The sequence below is a fragment of the Streptomyces sp. S.PNR 29 genome (assembly GCF_030386795.1).
Lineage (GTDB): Bacteria > Actinomycetota > Actinomycetes > Streptomycetales > Streptomycetaceae > Streptomyces.
On record NZ_JANUQM010000001.1, the window covers coordinates 667,347 to 683,707 of the forward strand.

Annotated in this window: 15 protein-coding genes; 6 read left to right on the forward strand and 9 right to left on the reverse strand. The window is 72.8% G+C overall.

Annotated features, from left to right (window positions below; translation table 11 throughout):
• Window positions 1-41: 41 nt before the first annotated feature.
• Window positions 42-437, reverse strand: coding sequence for a Zn-ribbon domain-containing OB-fold protein (locus NW895_RS03300; RefSeq protein WP_289933552.1), 396 nt, complete (start codon window positions 435-437; stop codon window positions 42-44).
• Complete coding sequence (locus NW895_RS03305) at window positions 434-886, reverse strand: DoxX family protein (protein WP_289933553.1); 453 nt, start codon at window positions 884-886, stop codon at window positions 434-436. Before NW895_RS03305 ends, NW895_RS03300 begins: the two co-directional genes overlap by 4 nt.
• Before the next feature lie 257 nt (window positions 887-1,143).
• Between NW895_RS03305 and NW895_RS03310 the strand changes: the two genes are divergently transcribed.
• From NW895_RS03310 to NW895_RS03325, 4 genes are all read left to right on the forward strand, one after another.
• Window positions 1,144-2,355 carry an NAD(P)/FAD-dependent oxidoreductase gene (locus NW895_RS03310; RefSeq protein ID WP_289933554.1) on the forward strand — a complete coding sequence of 404 codons (1,212 nt, stop codon included), beginning with the start codon at window positions 1,144-1,146 and terminating at the stop codon, window positions 2,353-2,355.
• 100 nt (window positions 2,356-2,455) lie between these two features.
• Window positions 2,456-4,702 carry an acetate--CoA ligase family protein gene (locus tag NW895_RS03315; protein WP_289933555.1) on the forward strand — a complete coding sequence of 749 codons (2,247 nt, stop codon included), beginning with the start codon at window positions 2,456-2,458 and terminating at the stop codon, window positions 4,700-4,702.
• Window positions 4,703-4,718: 16 nt separating this feature from the next.
• Window positions 4,719-5,615, forward strand: a complete 897-nt coding sequence (locus tag NW895_RS03320) for an enoyl-CoA hydratase-related protein (protein WP_289933556.1) — start codon at window positions 4,719-4,721, stop codon at window positions 5,613-5,615.
• A gap of 53 nt (window positions 5,616-5,668) precedes the next feature.
• On the forward strand, window positions 5,669-6,325 hold the full coding sequence (locus NW895_RS03325; protein WP_289933557.1) for a flavin reductase family protein: 657 nt from the start codon (window positions 5,669-5,671) through the stop codon (window positions 6,323-6,325).
• On the opposite strand, the gene NW895_RS03330 is transcribed toward NW895_RS03325, so the two are convergent.
• A complete protein-coding gene (locus NW895_RS03330; RefSeq protein ID WP_289933558.1) occupies window positions 6,299-7,414 on the reverse strand; it encodes a class I SAM-dependent methyltransferase in 1,116 nt (371 codons plus the stop codon). The genes NW895_RS03325 and NW895_RS03330 overlap by 27 nt on opposite strands.
• Window positions 7,415-7,521: 107 nt before the next feature.
• A complete protein-coding gene (locus NW895_RS03335) occupies window positions 7,522-8,832 on the reverse strand; it encodes an MFS transporter (RefSeq protein WP_289933560.1) in 1,311 nt (436 codons plus the stop codon).
• Between the two features lie 71 nt (window positions 8,833-8,903).
• Here NW895_RS03335 and NW895_RS03340 point away from each other — a divergent pair, with 71 nt between their 5' ends.
• Window positions 8,904-9,950 carry a helix-turn-helix domain-containing protein gene (locus NW895_RS03340; RefSeq protein WP_289933561.1) on the forward strand — a complete coding sequence of 349 codons (1,047 nt, stop codon included), beginning with the start codon at window positions 8,904-8,906 and terminating at the stop codon, window positions 9,948-9,950.
• A 25-nt stretch (window positions 9,951-9,975) separates the two neighbouring features.
• Here the strand turns inward: NW895_RS03340 and NW895_RS03345 are convergent, their stop codons facing one another.
• Genes NW895_RS03345 through NW895_RS03355 form a run of 3 tightly spaced genes read right to left on the reverse strand, consistent with a single transcriptional unit; the run spans window position 9,976 to window position 13,120 of the window.
• Window positions 9,976-11,025, reverse strand: coding sequence for a Zn-dependent alcohol dehydrogenase (locus tag NW895_RS03345; protein ID WP_289933562.1), 1,050 nt, complete (start codon window positions 11,023-11,025; stop codon window positions 9,976-9,978).
• A gap of 12 nt (window positions 11,026-11,037) precedes the next feature.
• Entirely contained in the window at window positions 11,038-12,183 is a 1,146-nt protein-coding gene (locus NW895_RS03350) for an acyl-CoA dehydrogenase family protein (RefSeq protein WP_289933563.1), read from the reverse strand.
• Between the two features lie 25 nt (window positions 12,184-12,208).
• Window positions 12,209-13,120, reverse strand: a complete 912-nt coding sequence (locus NW895_RS03355; protein WP_289933564.1) for an SDR family NAD(P)-dependent oxidoreductase — start codon at window positions 13,118-13,120, stop codon at window positions 12,209-12,211.
• Window positions 13,121-13,204: 84 nt separating this feature from the next.
• Here NW895_RS03355 and NW895_RS03360 point away from each other — a divergent pair, with 84 nt between their 5' ends.
• A complete protein-coding gene (locus tag NW895_RS03360; RefSeq protein WP_289933565.1) occupies window positions 13,205-14,131 on the forward strand; it encodes a cyclase family protein in 927 nt (308 codons plus the stop codon).
• Window positions 14,132-14,499: 368 nt separating this feature from the next.
• Here NW895_RS03360 and NW895_RS03365 read toward each other — a convergent pair whose 3' ends face one another.
• Together NW895_RS03365 and NW895_RS03370 are read right to left on the reverse strand one after the other, a co-directional pair.
• Window positions 14,500-14,982: an ATP-binding protein gene (locus NW895_RS03365; protein WP_289933948.1), complete on the reverse strand. Its 483-nt coding sequence runs from the start codon at window positions 14,980-14,982 to the stop codon at window positions 14,500-14,502.
• 509 nt (window positions 14,983-15,491) lie between these two features.
• Window positions 15,492-16,361 (reverse strand): acyl-CoA dehydrogenase family protein, encoded by an 870-nt coding sequence (locus NW895_RS03370; protein WP_289933566.1) that lies wholly within the window; start codon window positions 16,359-16,361, stop codon window positions 15,492-15,494.

The following is a 16,361-nucleotide window of genomic DNA, read 5'->3' on the forward strand; positions in this document are numbered from 1 at the left end:
CCATTCAACCCGGTGCCGGCGGCGCGTGGGGCTGCTGTGCCTCAGCCGGCCGGCCGGAACACGGGCACGCCCTGCCGGAAGGCCACCTCCAGCTCCATCCCCGCGCGCAGTCGCTCCCCGTCCGCGCACTCCACCGCCTCCGTCATCATCCGCGGCCCCTCGGCGAGGTCGACGACGGCGGCGACGTACGGGGTGCGCTGCGCGAACGGCGGCAGGTCGGTGCGGTGCACGACGGACCAGGTGTAGAGGGTGGCCCGTCCGCTCGCGGGCTCCCAGGCCACGTCCTCGCTCCAGCAGTGGGGGCAGAACTCGCGCGGATAGTGGTGGGCGCGCCCGCAGGCTCCGCAGCGGCGGATCAGCAGCCGGCCGTCGGCTGCCGCGTCCCAGTACGGCCGGGTGAAGGCGTCCGGCTGCGGGACGTCATGGGCCGCGCTCACGGGAAGAGTCCCAGCACGCCGTCCAGGGACCACGTCTGCCAGGACATGCCGAACAGCGCGACCAGGGAGATCAGCGCCATCATCGAGTTCTGCCCCTGCTCGGCCCAGTCGTGGATCATGAGGACGAAGTAGAGCCCGTTGAGGAGCAGCCCGCCGACCAGGGCGATCGGGGTGAGGAACCCGGCGATCAGGCCCAGGCCGAGGGCGAGTTCCGCGTAGACGACGACGTACGCCATCGTGCGCGGGCGCGGTGCCACCACCACGTCGAAGCCGGAGCGGACGGCGTTCCAGCGGTGCCCGGCGGCCACGTCCGCCGCCCACGCGATGCCGGTGCCCCGCTCGAACCAGGCCTTCTTGTCCTTGTGCCGCCAGCTCTCCAGCCACCACAGCCCGAGTCCGATACGCAGCACGGCCAGCCACTGCGCACCGGTGAGCCAGATCGTGTCCATGGACGCTCCCGACGCTCGCGCGCTCCCGCCGACACCGGAATCTGACGGTACGTCAGATGCGCGTACCGGAACAAGCCCCCTGCGAGCGGACTGTGCGCCGCCCGTGAACTGGTGGATCCGCCTGCGCACTACACCCCCACAAACGATCTCCCTGTGCCACGATCCCCACCTCCACCTCCCACACCCGTGATCAATCCGCAACCAATTCCGGTCTTGACCGAGACCCATCAACCAGGTGCGTGATTACGCTCCCGACCATGGCCGACTCCACAGCGCCCGCACCCCACGCAGACCGCACCGCCGACCGCCCCGTGTACGTCATCGGCGCCGGCCCGGGCGGTCTCTCCGCCGCGTACGCCCTGCGCGCGAAGGGCATACGCGCCGTCGTCCTGGAGAAGTCCGGCCACGTCGGCGCGTCCTGGCGGCGCCACTACGACCGGCTGCACCTGCACACCACCCGGCGCCTGTCGGCCCTGCCCGGGCTGCCCATCCCCCGCCGGTTCGGGCGCTGGGTGTCCCGCGACAACGTGGTGCGGTACCTGGAGAAGTACGCCGAGCACCACCGCCTGGAGGTCGTCACCGGCGTCGAGGTCTCCCGCGTGGAGCGCACCCCCGACGGCACCGGGTGGCTGCTGCACGCCACCGGCGGGCGCGAACTGACCGGCGCCGCGGTCGTCGTCGCCACCGGCTACAACCACACTCCGCGCCTCCCGGACTGGCCCGGCCGCGACAGCTACACCGGCGAGCTCCTGCACGCCTCCGAGTACCGCAACGCGAAGCCCTTCGCCGGCCGTGACGTCCTCGTCGTCGGCGTCGGCAACACCGGAGCGGAGATCGCCGTGGACCTCGTGGAGGGCGGCGCCTCCCGGGTACGGCTGTCGGTGCGCACGGTCCCGCACATCCTGCGCCGCTCGACCGCCGGTTGGGCGGCCCAGTACACGGGCGTCCTGGTACGGCGGCTGCCGGTGCGCCTCGTCGACCGGCTCGCCGGACCCGTGGGCCGGCTCAGCGTGCCCGACCTGTCGGCCCAGGGCCTGCCCCGCCCCGACACCGGCCTCTACAGCCGGGTGACCGAGGGGTCCATCCCGGTGCAGGACGTCGGCCTGATCGACGCCGTACGCAAGGGCCGGGTCGAGATCGTGGCCGCCGTCGACGGCTTCGAGGACGGCAAGGTGGTCCTCGCCGACGGCAGCCGCGTCGAGCCGGACGCCGTGATCGCGGCCACGGGGTACGTCCGCGCCCTGGAGGGGCTCGTCGGTCACCTCGGCGTCCTCGACGCGCGCGGCAAGCCGGTCGTCCACGGCGCCCGCACCCCCAAGAACGCGCCCGGCCTGTACTTCACCGGCTTCACCAACCCCATCAGCGGGATGCTCCGTGAACTGGCCATCGACGCGGTGAAGATCGCGAAGGCCATCGTGCGGGAGGGCGCGAAGGACAGCGCGGTCATGCCGTCCCGGATCCCCGGCTGACGCCCGACTTTGCGTGCAGGCCCGTTCCTGACCTCGCGTCGGTTCAGTAACCTGACAGAGCGTCAGGTTACTTGGCTTTCACACAGAAGCGGGCGGACCGATGCTTGGATCAACCCACGGCACCCTCACCACCGACGCCCGCCGGGCCCGGGTTCTCGCCTGCGGCGAGCGGTCCGGACCCATCGTGCACGGCAGACCGGCCGAGGTGGATCACCTCGATGTCAGCGGGCGCCCGCTGTACGCCGATGTCCCCGATCTCGACCGCTTCTTCCGGCCCGAGTCCGTCGCGGTGATCGGCGCCTCGGACGCCGAGGGGCGGCCGAACACCGGTATCACGCGGCAACTGGTTGACTGGGCCGAGCGGGTCGGGGCACGGCTGCATCCCGTGCATCCGAGCCGTCCGTCCGTCTTCGGCATCGCCTGTACTCCTTCCGTCGCCGACCTGCCCGAGCAGGTCGATCTGGCCGTGGTGCTGGTCGGTGACCCCCTTCCGGTGGTCGAGGAACTGGCCGAGTCCAAGGCGCGGTTCGCGGTCGTCTTCGCCTCCGGCTTCGCGGAGACCGGTGAGGAGGGCGCGGCCGCGCAGCAGCGGCTCGCCGCGGCGGTGGAGCGGTCCGGGATGCGGCTGCTGGGGCCGAACACCAACCTCAACGCCTTCGAGCGGTTCCGGGAGGATCTCGACGGCCCCGCGATCGCGCTCATCACCCAGTCCGGGCACCAGGGCCGGCCCGTCTTCGCCCTGCAGGAGCTCGGCATCCGGCTGTCCCACTGGGCGCCGACCGGCAACGAGGCCGACCTGGAGACCGCCGACTTCCTCTCCTACTTCGCCGAGCAGCCCGAGGTCGGAGCCATCGCCGCCTATCTCGAGGGACTGAAGGACGGCCGGTCCTTCCTGCTCGCCGCCGACCGGGCCGCCCGGCGCAAGGTGCCGGTCGTCGCGGTCAAGGTGGGCCGCACCGAGACCGGCGCCCGCACGGCCGCCTCACACACCGGCAAGCTGACCGGCGCGGACGCGGTGGTGGACGCGGCGATGCGCCAGTACGGGGTGATCCGGGTCGACGGGCTCGACGAACTCCAGGACACCGCGGCCCTGCTGGCCCGGGCCCGGCCCCCGCGGGCCGACGGGGTCGTCGTCTATTCGATCTCGGGCGGCACGGGCGCGCACTTCGCCGACCTGGCGACCGAGGCGGGACTGCGGCTGCCGGTGCTGTCCGAGGCCCGGCAGGCCGAGCTGCACCAGTGGATACCCGGATACCTCAGCGTGGCCAACCCCGTCGACAACGGCGGTCACCCGGTCGGTGACTGGCGCGGGCGGAAGATCATCGACGCGATCCTCGACGACCCCGACGTCGGCGTGCTCGTCTGCCCCATCACCGGGCCCTTCCCACCGCTGAGCGACAGGCTGGTCCAGGACCTCGTGGACGCGGCCGAGCGGACGGACAAGCTGGTGTGCGTGGTGTGGGGGTCGCCGGTCGGCACCGAGCCGGCGTACCGCGAGGTGCTGCTCGGCTCCTCGCGCGTGGCCACCTTCCGCACGGTCACGAACTGCGTCACCGCCGTCCGCGCCTACCTCGACCACCACCGGTTCGTGACCGGCTACCGCTCCCCCTTCGACGAGGCGCCGCGCACCCCCTCGCCCTCCTTCCGCAAGGCGCAAGCGCTGATGCGGCCCGGTCAGCAGCTGAGCGAGCACGCGGCGAAGCAGCTGCTGCGGGCCTACGGGATCCGGGTGCCCCGGGAGCAGCTGGTGACCAGCGCGGCGGCGGCCGTCCGGGCGGCGGGGCTGGTGGGCTACCCGGTGGTGATGAAGGCGTCCGGCGCGCGGATCGCCCACAAGACCGAGCTGGGGCTGGTGAAGGTGGGGCTGACTTCCGCGAGCCAGGTCCGCGACGCCTACCGGGAGCTGACCGACATCGCCCGCTACGAGGAGGTCTCCCTCGACGGCGTGCTGGTGTGCCAGATGGTCGAGCGGGGCGTCGAGATGGTCGTCGGCGTCACGCATGACGACCTCTTCGGGCCGACCGTGACCGTCGGGCTCGGCGGGGTGCTCGTCGAGGTGCTGCGGGACACGGCCGTGCGTGTGCCGCCCTTCGGTGAGGAGCAGGCGCGGGACATGGTCGCCGAACTGCGCGGGCGGGCTCTGCTCGACGGGGTCAGGGGGCGTCCCCCGGCCGATGTCGACGCGCTCGTCGAGGTCGTCCTGCGCGTACAGCGCATGGCGCTGGAGCTCGGGGACGACCTGGCGGAGCTCGACATCAACCCGCTGATGGTGCTGCCCCGAGGGCAGGGGGCCGTCGCGCTGGACGCGCTGGCGGTGTGCCGCCCGGGTCCTGAACAGCCCTCGTAGAAAGCGGAGTACCGACATGACTGATTCCCCCGGAACGTCAGTGGACGATTACGCTGAGTCATCCGTTGAGTCATTGGTACAGCACGCCACTGACAACCAGGTCTGCCGCATCACGCTCAACCGGCCGCAAGCCCTCAACGCCATGACGCCCGACCAGCGCGAACGCATCATCCAGCTGCTCTTCGACGCCTCCGCCGACCCGGACGTGCGGGCCGTGGTGATCACGGGAACGGGCCGGGGCTTCTGTGCGGGCGCGGACCTGAGAGGCGCCGCCACGGCCGGGGAGCGCGGGACCGGGGAACGCGGGACCGGGGAACGCGGGACCGGGGAACGCGAAACCGGGGAACGCGTAGCCGGTGACGTCGCCCGCATCCTTCGTCTCGGTGCCCAGCGGCTGGTCTCCGCGGTGCTCGACTGCGAGAAGCCGGTGCTGGCCGCCGTGAACGGCACGGCCGCGGGCATCGGCGCGCATCTGGCGTTCGCCTGCGACCTCGTGCTCGCCGCGGAGTCAGCGACGTTCATCGAGGTGTTCGTGCGGCGCGGGCTCGTGCCGGACGGCGGCGGGGCGTATCTGCTGCCGCGGCTGGTCGGGCCGCAGCGGGCGAAGGAGCTGATGTTCTTCGGCGACACGCTCACCGCCGCCGAGGCCGCACGCCTCGGTCTGGTCAACCGTGTCGTACCGGACGGGGAGCTGGACAGGACGGCCCGCGAGTGGGCCGAACGCCTCGCCGCCGGGCCGACCCGCGCCCTCGCCCTGACCAAGCAGCTCGTCAACGCCTCCCTGGACACCGACCGCGCAACCGCCTTCACCGCCGAGGCCGCCGCGCAGGAGATCAACATGACGACGGCGGACGCCCAGGAGGGCGTGGCGAGCTTCATGGAGCGACGGAGCCCCGAGTTCCGGGGTCGCTGAACGCCTCCCGGCCCTTCCTATCTGACGCTGTGTCAGATTCAATGGGCGATGTGATGGGACACGCAGGGATGGCGGCCGCCGCCGTCCGCTACCTCGGGTCGGCCGCAAGCCCCGCCGTCGAAGCGCTGCCGCGCCCGCAGTTGCGGTGCGTCGGGGAGGACGAGCGGGCGCCGGTCGGGCAGGAGGAGTTCCGGCGGGTGCTCGGGACCTTCGCGAGCGGCGTGACCGTGGTCACCGCACCGGCCACCGACGCCTCACCCGCCCCCGCCGGTTTCGTCTGCCAGTCCTTCTCCTCCCTCTCCCTCGATCCGCCCCTCGTCGCCTTCATGGTCGGCCGTACGTCGACGACCTGGCCGCGCATCGCCCGCGCCGGGGTGTTCTGCGTGAACGTCCTGGGCGCCCGCCAGGGCGAGCTGTGCCGCGCCTTCGCGGTGAGCGGCGCGAGCGGTGCCGACAAGTTCGCGGGCGTGGCCCACGACCCGGCGCCCGCGACCGGCTCCCCGCGCCTGGCCGGCACGCTCGCCTGGATCGACTGCGCGATCCACGCCGTCCACACCGGCGGTGACCACCTCATCGTGGTGGGCCGGGTGCAGGCGCTCGGCACGGGCGACGGCGTCCAAGAGGGCCCGTTGCTCTTCTACCGGGGCCGGTTCGGGCGGCTCACGGAGCGGACGACCGCCCACTCAGACGGTCGTCAACCGCCACAGTGACGTGACCTCGGCCGCCCGTGCGGCGTGCAGCGGATCACCGGTGTCGCGGGTGCGGGGATGACGCGGGCGGGTGTCGAGGCGGTCGAGCACACGGAGCCCGGCCGCCTCCATCGCGGTCAGCAGGCCGGACCGCGTCCGCAGGCCGAGGAGTTCGGCCAGGTCGGACAGGACGAGCCAGCCCTCGCCACCCGGTTCGAGGTGCTCGGCCAGCCCGGCGAGAAAGCCGTGGAGCATGCCACCGCCGGAGTCGTAGACGCCGAGGTCCAGGTCGGAGGCGGGCCGGCCGGGCAGCCAGGGCGGGTTGCAGACGACGAGGTCCGCGCGGCCGTCGGGATACAGCGCGGGACCCGTGACCTCGACCGTCCCCGTGAGCCCCAACCGCCCTGCCGTGTCCCGGGCGCATGCCCGCGCCCGCGCGCTGACGTCCGTGGCCACGATCCGGCGCACACCCCGGCGCGCCAGCACGGCGGCGAGCACTCCGGTCCCCGTCCCCAGGTCGAAGGCCGTCCGCGCCCCGCGCCCCGGCAACGGCGCCCGCGCGACCAGGTCGACGTACTCCCCGCGGACCGGCGAGAACACCCCGTAGTGCGGGTGGACGCGGGCGCCGAGCGCCGGCACCCACACGCCCTTCTCGCGCCACTGCCGGGCCCCGATCACGCCCAGCAGCTCCGTCAGCGCGACCGCCGTCGGACCCTGCGGCGGCCCGTACGCCTCGGCGCACGCCCGGCGCACGTCGGGCGCTCGGCGCAGGGCCACGGAGTGGTCGTCCTCCAGCAGGACGAGCAGCTTGCCCAGCACCCGCGCCCGGTGGGCGCGGAACCGGCGCTGCAGATGGAAGGTCCCGGCCGGGGTGTCCCCCGGCCCGGGTGCGGTGCGGCCGACGCGGCGGTCCATCGCCCGCAGCAGCTGGCGCGCGCCCTGGAAGTCCCCGCGCCACAGCAGCGCGGTGCCCTCGCAGGCCAGGCGGTACGCGGTGCCGGCGCGCATGCGGTCGTCCGCGACGACGACCCTCCGGGGCAGGGGCAGCCCGGTCTCAGAGTGCCAGCGGGCAGAACAGGGTTGAGCCTCGATCCAGTGGATCGTGGACACGGCGTACTCCTCGGAAGTGTGAGCGTGATCGAGCGAGCGGAGTCACGTCGACCACGTCACCGAGAACCATGCCCAAGGTCACAACTGTCCTTCCGGAGTAGGTGGGTTCAGGATACGGCCGGCACGGGAGCCGGTCGCCGCCGGATCACCAGCGCCATCAGCGCCGCCGCCGCGCACAGGGCGCCCGACGCGTACCAGACGACGTCGTACGAGCCGAACGTGTCCCGGGCCACGCCGCCGAGGAACGCGACGAGGGCGGCGCCGACCTGGTGGGAGGCGAGGACCCAGCCGAAGACGATCGCGCTGTCGTCGCCGTACTGCTCCCGGCACAGGGCCAGGGTGGGCGGGACGGTGGCGACCCAGTCGAGGCCGTAGAAGACGATGAAGAAGATCATCGGCGGGTGGACGGTGGGCGCCAGCAGCACCGGCAGGAAGAGCAGCGACATACCGCGCAGGGCGTAGTAGACGGCGAGCAGGCGGCGCGGTTCGAAGCGGTCGGTGAACCAGCCGGAGGCCACCGTGCCGACCACGTCGAACACGCCGATGACCGCGAGCAGGGAGGCGGCGGCCGTGACGGGCATGTGCGCGTCGTGGGCGGCGGGCACGAAGTGGGTCTGGATCAGGCCGTTCGTGGAGGCGCCGCAGATCGCGAAGGTGCCGGCCAGCAGCCAGAACGGGCCCGTGCGGACGGCGGAGAACAGGACGGTGACCGCGCGGCGGGCGGCGCCGGGGACGGGCGCGGGCTTGGGGACGAACTCCGTCGCGCCGTACGGCTTCTGGCCCACGTCCGCCGGGTGGTCGCGCAGCAGGAGCCAGACGAAGGGCACGACCGCGAGGGCGGCGAGCGCGACGGTGACGGCGGCCGGGCGCCACTGGTACGTCTCGACGATCCAGGACAGCAGGGGGAGGAAGATCAGCTGGCCGGAGGCGGAGGCGGCGGTGAGGATGCCGCTGACCAGGCCCCGCCGCTCGGTGAACCAGCGGTTGGTGACCGTGGCCGCGAACGCCAGTGCCATCGAACCGGAGCCGAGGCCCACCAGCAGGCCCCAGCACAGCATCAGTTGCCAGGCGGCCGTCATCCAGTACGTCAGGCCCGAGCCGATCGCGATCACGGTCAGGGCCACCGCGACGACCCGCCGGATGCCGAAGCGGTCCATCAACGCCGCCGCGAAGGGGGCCGTCAGCCCGTACAGCGCGAGGTTGACCGACACCGCGGCGCCGATCGTGCCGCGCGACCAGCCGAACTCCTGGTGCAGGGGGTCGATGAGGAGCCCCGGCAGGGACCGGAAGGCGGCGGCGCCGATGATCGTCACGAAGGTGACGGCGGCGACGAACCAGGCGCGGTGGATGCGGGTGCGCTTCGGCGGGGTGGACTCGGGGCTCTCTACGGCTGCTGCGGGTTCGGTTGTCTGGGTCACGTCATCGAGCATCCAAGCCGGGGCCCTCGCCATCGAGTGGCCCGAGGGACACCATTCGTTAGGATCGGGCCATGACCCGTGAGCCCTCCGACTCCGCGTTCCGTCCGCACCGCGTCGTCGTCCTCGCGCTCGACGGGCTGCTCCCCTTCGAACTGGGCATCCCGCACCGCATCTTCGGCCACCCCAAGGACGCCCGGCGCCGTCCTCTGTACGAGGTCGTCACCTGCTCGATCCGGCCACCGGGCCCGGTCGAGACCGACGCCGACTTCGCCGTGCACGTCCCCCACGGCCCCGAGGCGCTGGCCACCGCGGACACGGTCATCGTCCCGGCGTCGTACGAACTCGGCCCGGTCTACGAGGAGGGCGTGCTGACCGGCGAACTCGCCGCCGCCCTCGCCCGCATCCGGCCCGGCACCCGGCTCGCCTCCATCTGCACCGGCGTCTACGTCCTCGCCGCCGCCGGATACCTCGACGGCCGGCCCGCCACCACGCACTGGGCCGACGCCGCGCGCTTCCAGCGGCTCTTTCCGAAGATCAAGGTCGACGCGGACGTCCTGTTCATCGACGACGGCGACGTACTGACCTCCGCCGGTGTCGCGGCCGGGATCGACCTGTGCCTGCACATCCTGCGCCGCGACCACGGCACCGCGGTCGCCAACTACGTGGCCCGCCGCACCGTCGTACCGCCCCATCGCGACGGCGGGCAGGCGCAGTACATCCACCGGCCCGTGCCCGATCCGCAGCAGGCGTCCACGACCACGGCCCGCGCCTGGGCGCTCGGCCGCCTCCACGAGCCGATCCAGCTGCGGGACATGGCCGAGCAGGAGTCGATGTCGGTACGCACCTTCACACGCCGCTTCCGCGAGGAGGTCGGCATCAGCCCGGGGCAGTGGCTCACCCAGCAGCGGGTCGAACGGGCGCGGTACCTGCTGGAGTCCACCGAGCTGTCCGTCGACCAGGTGGCCCGGGACGCCGGCTTCGGCACGGCCCAGTCGATGCGGCAGCACCTCCAGGCGGCGCTCGGGGTCACCCCCACCGCATACCGCCGGACCTTCCGGGCCAGGGGCAGCGCCGGTGGAGGCGTCGCGCCGGGCGCCACGGCGACGTCGTCGCACTGAGCTGGGAACCCGCCGACCGGGCTGCTCAGAACGTCAGTACGGCCCGCGCCACCCTCCCCGCCCCCGCGTCCTCGGCCGCCTTGTCGAAGTCCTCGACGGGGTACGTCCGGGTCACCAGCTCGTCCAGCAGCAGCCGGCCCTCCCGGTACAGGTCCGCGTACAGCGCGATGTCCCGCTGGGGGCGCGAGGAGCCGTAGCGGCAGCCCAGGATCGACTTGTCCAGGTACATCGACGACACGCGGAAGGACGCCTCGGCGGTGGCGGGCGGGACGCCGAGCAGGACCGCCTGGCCGTGGCGGTCCAGCGCGTCGACGGCCTGGCGGATCAGCTCCACCCGGCCCACGCACTCGAAGGCGTGGTCCGCGCCCGTCGGAAGGATCTCCCGCACCCCTTCCGCCGACGTCAGGAAGTGGGTCGCGCCGAACTGCCGCGCCACCGCCTCCTTCGCCGGGTTCGCGTCGACCGCCACGATCCGCAGCGCTCCCGCCAGCCGGGCGCCCTGGAGGACGTTGAGGCCGATGCCGCCCGTGCCGATCACCAGGACGCTGTCCCCGCGGTCCACCCTCGCCCGGTTCAGGACCGCGCCCACCCCCGTCAGCACCCCGCACCCGATCAGCGCCGCCGACGGCAGGGGGATGTCCGCCGGGACGCGGACCGCCTGCACGGCCCGCACCACGGTCCGTTCCGCGAAGGCAGAGGTGGAGGCGAACTGGAACAGGGGGTGAGCCCGGCGGCAAAACGGCCGGCCCGGGCGGCCGATCGCCTGCCGGCACATCGTCGGCCGGCCCCGGTCGCAGTCCGCGCACGTGCCGCAGTTCGCCAGCGTGGACAGGGCGACGTGGTCGCCGGGCACCACATGCGTGACGCCCTCGCCCACCGCCTCCACCAGGCCCGCGCCCTCATGGCCCAGCACCGCGGGAACCGGGAACGGTATGGTCCCGTCCACCACCGACAGGTCGCTGTGGCAGAGTCCCGCCGCCGCGATCGCGACCCGCACCTCGCCGGGGCCCGGGTCCCGTACCTCCAGGTCGTCCACCACCTGGGCCCGCTTCCCGTCGAACACCACGCCTCGCATCGCGGCCCTCCGCTATCCCCTGGGTTCCCTGGGCAGGCCGAGCACCCGCTCGGCGATGATCGTGCGCTGGATCTGGTCCGAGCCGCCGTAGATGGTGTCGGCCCGGGAGAACAGGAACAGGTGCTGCAGCGCGTCGAGTGCGTACGGCGCCGACGGCGACCAGGGGGACGGTCCGGCGCTCGCCTCCGCGCCCCGCACCAGCATCGCCAGCTCGCCCAGCCGCTGGTGCCAGCCGCCCCACAGCAGCTTGGCCACGCTGGACGCGCCCTCGTCGGCCGGACCGCCCAGGGTGCGCAGGGCGTTGAACCGCATCACGCGCAGCTCCGCCCACAGGCGGACGAGCCGTTCGCGGAGGACGGGGTCGTTCGCCGCGCCCGTCTCCACGGCCGTCCGCACCACCCGGCCCAGCTCCTCGGCGAAGCCGATCTGCTGGGCGAGGGTGGAGACTCCGCGTTCGAAGCCGAGCAGGCTCATCGCGACGCGCCAGCCGTCGCCCTCGCCGCCGACGACGTGCTCCACGCGCGCGTGGGCCCCGTCGAAGAAGACCTCGTTGAAGTCGCTGGTCCCGGTCATCTGGCGGATGGGACGGACCTCGACGCGGCCCGGCTGGTCCATGGGGACGAGGAGGAAGGTCAGTCCGTGGTGGCGGCGCGAGCCGGGTTCCGTGCGGGCGAGGACGAAGCACCAGTCGGCTTCGTGGGCGAGGGACGTCCAGATCTTCTGGCCGGTGATCCGGTACGTCCCGTCCGGGGTCCGTTCGGCTCTCGTACGCACTCCGGCCAGGTCCGAGCCGGCGTCGGGTTCGCTGTAGCCCTGGCACCAGAGCTCGTGGCCGGCGGCGATCGGGGGAAGGAAGCGGGACTTCTGTTCGGCGGTTCCGTGGGCGAGGAGGGTGGGGGCGAGGAGGTTCTCGCCGATGTGCCCGGAGCGCGGGGGTGCCGTGGACCGGGCGTACTCCTCGGCCCAGGCGACCTGCTGGGTGAGCGTCGCCCGCCGGTTGCCGTACCCGTCCTCGCTCCAGCCGAGGCCGATCCAGCCCGCCTTGCCGAGGGTGCGCTCCCAGGTACGGCGGTCCGGTACGCCGGTGGCGTGGGCGGCGAGCCATGCCCTGGCCTCCGCGCGGAACGCCTGGTCTTCCTCGGTGAACCCGAACTCCACGGTGTCCTCCTGCCTCGGGTGCTCCTCACACGTTCGGCCGTGCCCCCTCCTTCGCCGCCCGCTCCATCTCCCGCACCCGCTCCAGCATCGGCATGGGATCCACCCCCACCGTCCCCGGCAGGAAGTCCGCGATCCGCTCCGGTGTCCAGGAGCCCTCCGCGTACGCGGCCCGCAGTTCCCTCGGCTGGGCCCAGACGGCGATCTTGGGGCCGGCGATCGTGTAGACCTGCCCGGTGATGTCCTCCTCGCGGGCCCGGTCGGACAGCAGGTACACCACCAGCGCGGCCACGTCCTCCGGCTCCCCGATCTCCGTCAGTTCCACCGGGACGTTGGCCGACATGCGGGTACGCGCGACGGGTGCCACCGCGTTGGCGGTCACCCCGTACTTGTGCAGGCCCAGCGCGGCGCTGCGGACCAGCGAGACGATGCCGCCCTTCGCGGCGCTGTAGTTGGCCTGGGAGACCGAGCCCTGGTGGTTGCCGCTGGTGAAGCCGATCAGGGTGCCGGAGCGCTGGGCGCGCATCACCGCCGAGGCCGCCCGGAAGACCGTGAAGGTGCCCTTCAGATGGGTCGCCACGACCGGGTCCCACTCCTCCTCGGTCATGTTGAACAGCATCCGCTCGCGCAGGATCCCGGCCACGCACACCACACCGTCGAGCCGCCCGTACGACGACACCGCCGTGTCGACGACCCGCGCGCCGCCCGCCATGGTGGAGATGTCGTCGGCCACCGCGACCGCGTCCCCGCCGGCCGCCTCGATCTCCTTGACGACGGCCTCGGCGACCTCGCTGGTCGGGGAGGCGCCGTCGACCGCCACCCCGTAGTCGTTGACGACGACCTTCGCGCCCTCGGCCGCCGCCCCGAGCGCGACCGCACGGCCGATGCCCCGCCCGGCACCCGTCACGGCGACGACCTTGCCCGCCAAGAAGCTCCCCACGCCCGGCCCCTTCCCGCAGTTTCTGACGGTCCGTTAGATTTTATGACCCGCCGGACGGGCGGGCACAAGCCCCGGGGAGGGCCCATGTCACTGCCCAAGGAGTTCCAGGAGATCGCCAAGCGCGTGAACAACTGGGGGCGTTGGGGCGCCGACGACGAGATCGGGACCCTGAACCTGATCACCGACGAGGTCGTCCGCGAGGCCGCCGCCTGCGTCCGCAGCGGGCGCCGCATTCCGCTCGCCCTCCCCCTCCGGCAGGACGGTGTGCAGACCGGGATGATCCCGGGGCGGGTCAATCCGCTGCACGTCATGGTGCAGATCAACCAGGAGGTCTTCGGGCCGGACACGGTGGCGTGCAGCGACGACGCCGTGACCATGGGGTTGCAGGCGGCCACCCACTGGGACGCCCTGGCCCACGTCTCGCACTCCGGGAAGCTCTACAACGGCCGCCCGGCCGGGAGCATCACCGCGCACGGCGGTGCCGGGTTCTCCGGCATCGACAAGGCCCGGCACATCGTCTCGCGCGGGGTGCTGCTCGACGTCGCCCGGGCACTGGGCACGGACCGGCTCCAGGGCGGGCACGCGGTCACACCGGAAGACCTCGAAGCCGCCGAGGAACTCGCCGGTACGCGCGTGCGCGCCGGGGACATCGTGCTCGTACGGACCGGGCAGATCCAGGTCTACCTCGCCGGGGACCGGCATGCGTACGGGTATCCGTCACCGGGACTGTCGATCCGCACGCCGGAGTGGTTCCACGCGCGCGATGCGGCCGCCGTCGCGAACGACACGCTCACCTTCGAGATCTTTCCGCCGGAGACGGAGGACCTGTGGCTGCCGGTGCACGCGCTCGATCTGGTCGAGATGGGGATGCTCCAGGGCCAGAACTGGAATCTCGAAGAGTTGTCCACAGCCTGTGGAGAAACGGGCCGCTACACGTTCCTGCTGTCGGCGATGCCCGAGCCCTTCGCCGGTGCGACGGGGACCCCGGTGGCGCCGGTCGCGATCCTCTAGGCGGCGGACGCTCTCGCGCCGGGCGGCCGGAGGAACGAGTCGGCTGGCGGCGCGGCGCTGGCCGCCCCGAGCACGGCATCACGCGCCGCCACCCGACCCCGGCGTTCCCGCCCCGGTTCCCGGTGGCCCTGAGGAAACCCACGCCGAACCACGACCCACACTCGCCGAGGACCCCTGCCACCGGAGCCCTCGTCGTCCCCTCGCGGCGAATCGCGGACCTCAAGCGTGATCAATCAGTCACGAGGCGTCAACACCGGTTCGGCGATTCACCCCTTATGCCCCATTTCCCGAAGGCGCGCACGGAAGCACATCCCGGCGCACCACCTCACCCGCCCCACGGGAACCCGAGGCTCCGTGCACCCGCGCCCCTAAACCGCCTCGTACTCCAGCCCCTCATACGCCGACGCGCCGCCGTCGTACGCCACCGCAGCGCCTCCGCACGCCGCCGCGGCCGCCCGGCGCTGCGCACAGCGGTCCAGTTCGCACCAGATGCGTTTGCCGGCGCCGTCACGGCTCCAGCCCCAGCGGTCGGCGAGGCCGTCGACGAGCGCGAGGCCCCGGCCGCCGGTCGCGTCGTCGCCGGCACAGCGGGGCACGGGGGCACGGTCGCTGGTGTCGGCGACCTCAAGGCGGACGGTGGCCTCCTCCGTCACCGTGCCCGGCAGCGACAGCCGCAGCACGGCGGGGCAGCCGGTGTGCACCACGGCGTTGGTGACCAGCTCGGAGACGAGCAGGATCAGCGTCTCGGCGAGCGGTTCGTCGACCTCTATCCCGGACCCGGCGAGCCGCGAGCGGGCCCACCGCCGCGCCCGCCCCACTTCCGCGGGGTCGGGCCGGATCTCCAGCTGCACTTGAAGCACCTGCACCGCTCACACCATCCGAACCGGCGGACACAAAGGCTCACGCCTCACGAGGGCCACGATCGTAGCCATTTTCTGCATGGCCAGAACAACGGCCGGGACCAGGGTCACGGAACGTGAATTCCCTGTGGGACAGCATGGTTGACGTACAGTCACCCCAACAAGCGCTTCGGGCATATTCCAGCGCGAAGGAGTACTCGTGCGGCATACTGTGCGACGCTCGCCCTGAACAGTCGAACAGGCAGCGGCGGAAAGCGCGTCTGCCCTGCGAAAAGCGGTGCGCACCGCCGGATCCGGAGCCGCCTCAGGGGCAACACCGGCACGGCTCGCGCTCGGAAGCACTCGCATCTCCCACAAGGTACCGGAGCGTGGCGCCGACTCCGGGCTGTGACGAGTCACACGCCGGACACAGCCCGAAATCAACGCTCCGTAGTTCCGTTATGCCACGATCCGTGACATCCTCGCGGGCGGTGTCGGCGACGTCCCAGCCCAGGGGCCTGTCAGGCCGTTCCGGTCAGCAGATCCGCCGCGAGAAATTCCTCACTCTCCGTCACATCACCTGCACGGTGGGTCCGTACCCATGTTCGTTTCAGGTGCAGGTGGACCTCGGACTCCCAGGTGAAGCCCATGCCACCGTGCACCTGGAGGCAGTCGCGGGCGCCGCGTACAGCGGCCTCGTCGGCGAGCAGCCGGGCGGCGGCGATGTCGACCGGGTCGGCGGTGACGGCCGCCGCGTACACGGCGGCACGGGCCGTCCGGGCCCGCACCAGCATCTGCGCGCACAGGTGCTGCACCGCCTGGAAGGCCCCGACGGGTTTTCCGAACTGCTCGCGCGCCCGGGCGTGTTGCACCGCCAGCTCGCACACGCGAGCAGCCGTGCCCAGTTGTTCGGCGGCGGTGAGGAGGACGGCGACGGGATCGGCGTCCGGGACGGCTCCGGGCACCCGGTGCAGGGGCGTCAGCGGGTCCACGGACCGCAGCGGTACGGCACCGGTGGCGTCCCCGCGGACGGCGTCCGCCTCGGTCAGCCACTCCGCCAGCCCGCCGGAGACGGCCGTCACGACCGTCTCCCCGGTCGCCGCCCCCGGCACCACGCCCGCCGCGAGGTGCGTGGCCACCAGGGGCCCGGGCAGCAGCACCCGCCCGGCCTCCTCGAACACCAACACGGCTTCGGGCAGCCCGAGTCCGACCCCGCCCTCGGCCTCCGGCACCCGCAGTGCGAAGAACCCCGCCTCACCGAGCTCCCGCCACAGCGCACGGTCGAGCGCCCCCGGGCCCCGCACGGCCGCGCGCAGATCGAAGCACCGGGCCAGGAGCTGCCGTACACCGTCCCGCAGGGCGCGCTGGTCCTCAGTGAGTCGGAAGCGCAT

Excerpts from the sequence above, each read along its gene's own strand:
- NW895_RS03305 (WP_289933553.1), bottom strand. The coding sequence starts at position 886 with ATGGACACGATCTGGCTCACCGGTGCGCAGTGGCTGGCCGTGCTGCGT.
- NW895_RS03310 (WP_289933554.1), top strand. The coding sequence starts at position 1,144 with ATGGCCGACTCCACAGCGCCCGCACCCCACGCAGACCGCACCGCCGAC.
- NW895_RS03315 (WP_289933555.1), top strand. The coding sequence starts at position 2,456 with ATGCTTGGATCAACCCACGGCACCCTCACCACCGACGCCCGCCGGGCC.
- NW895_RS03320 (WP_289933556.1), top strand. The coding sequence starts at position 4,719 with ATGACTGATTCCCCCGGAACGTCAGTGGACGATTACGCTGAGTCATCC.
- NW895_RS03325 (WP_289933557.1), top strand. The coding sequence starts at position 5,669 with ATGGGACACGCAGGGATGGCGGCCGCCGCCGTCCGCTACCTCGGGTCG.
- NW895_RS03340 (WP_289933561.1), top strand. The coding sequence starts at position 8,904 with ATGACCCGTGAGCCCTCCGACTCCGCGTTCCGTCCGCACCGCGTCGTC.
- NW895_RS03345 (WP_289933562.1), bottom strand. The coding sequence starts at position 11,025 with ATGCGAGGCGTGGTGTTCGACGGGAAGCGGGCCCAGGTGGTGGACGAC.
- NW895_RS03360 (WP_289933565.1), top strand. The coding sequence starts at position 13,205 with ATGTCACTGCCCAAGGAGTTCCAGGAGATCGCCAAGCGCGTGAACAAC.
- NW895_RS03370 (WP_289933566.1), bottom strand. The coding sequence starts at position 16,361 with ATGCGCTTCCGACTCACTGAGGACCAGCGCGCCCTGCGGGACGGTGTA.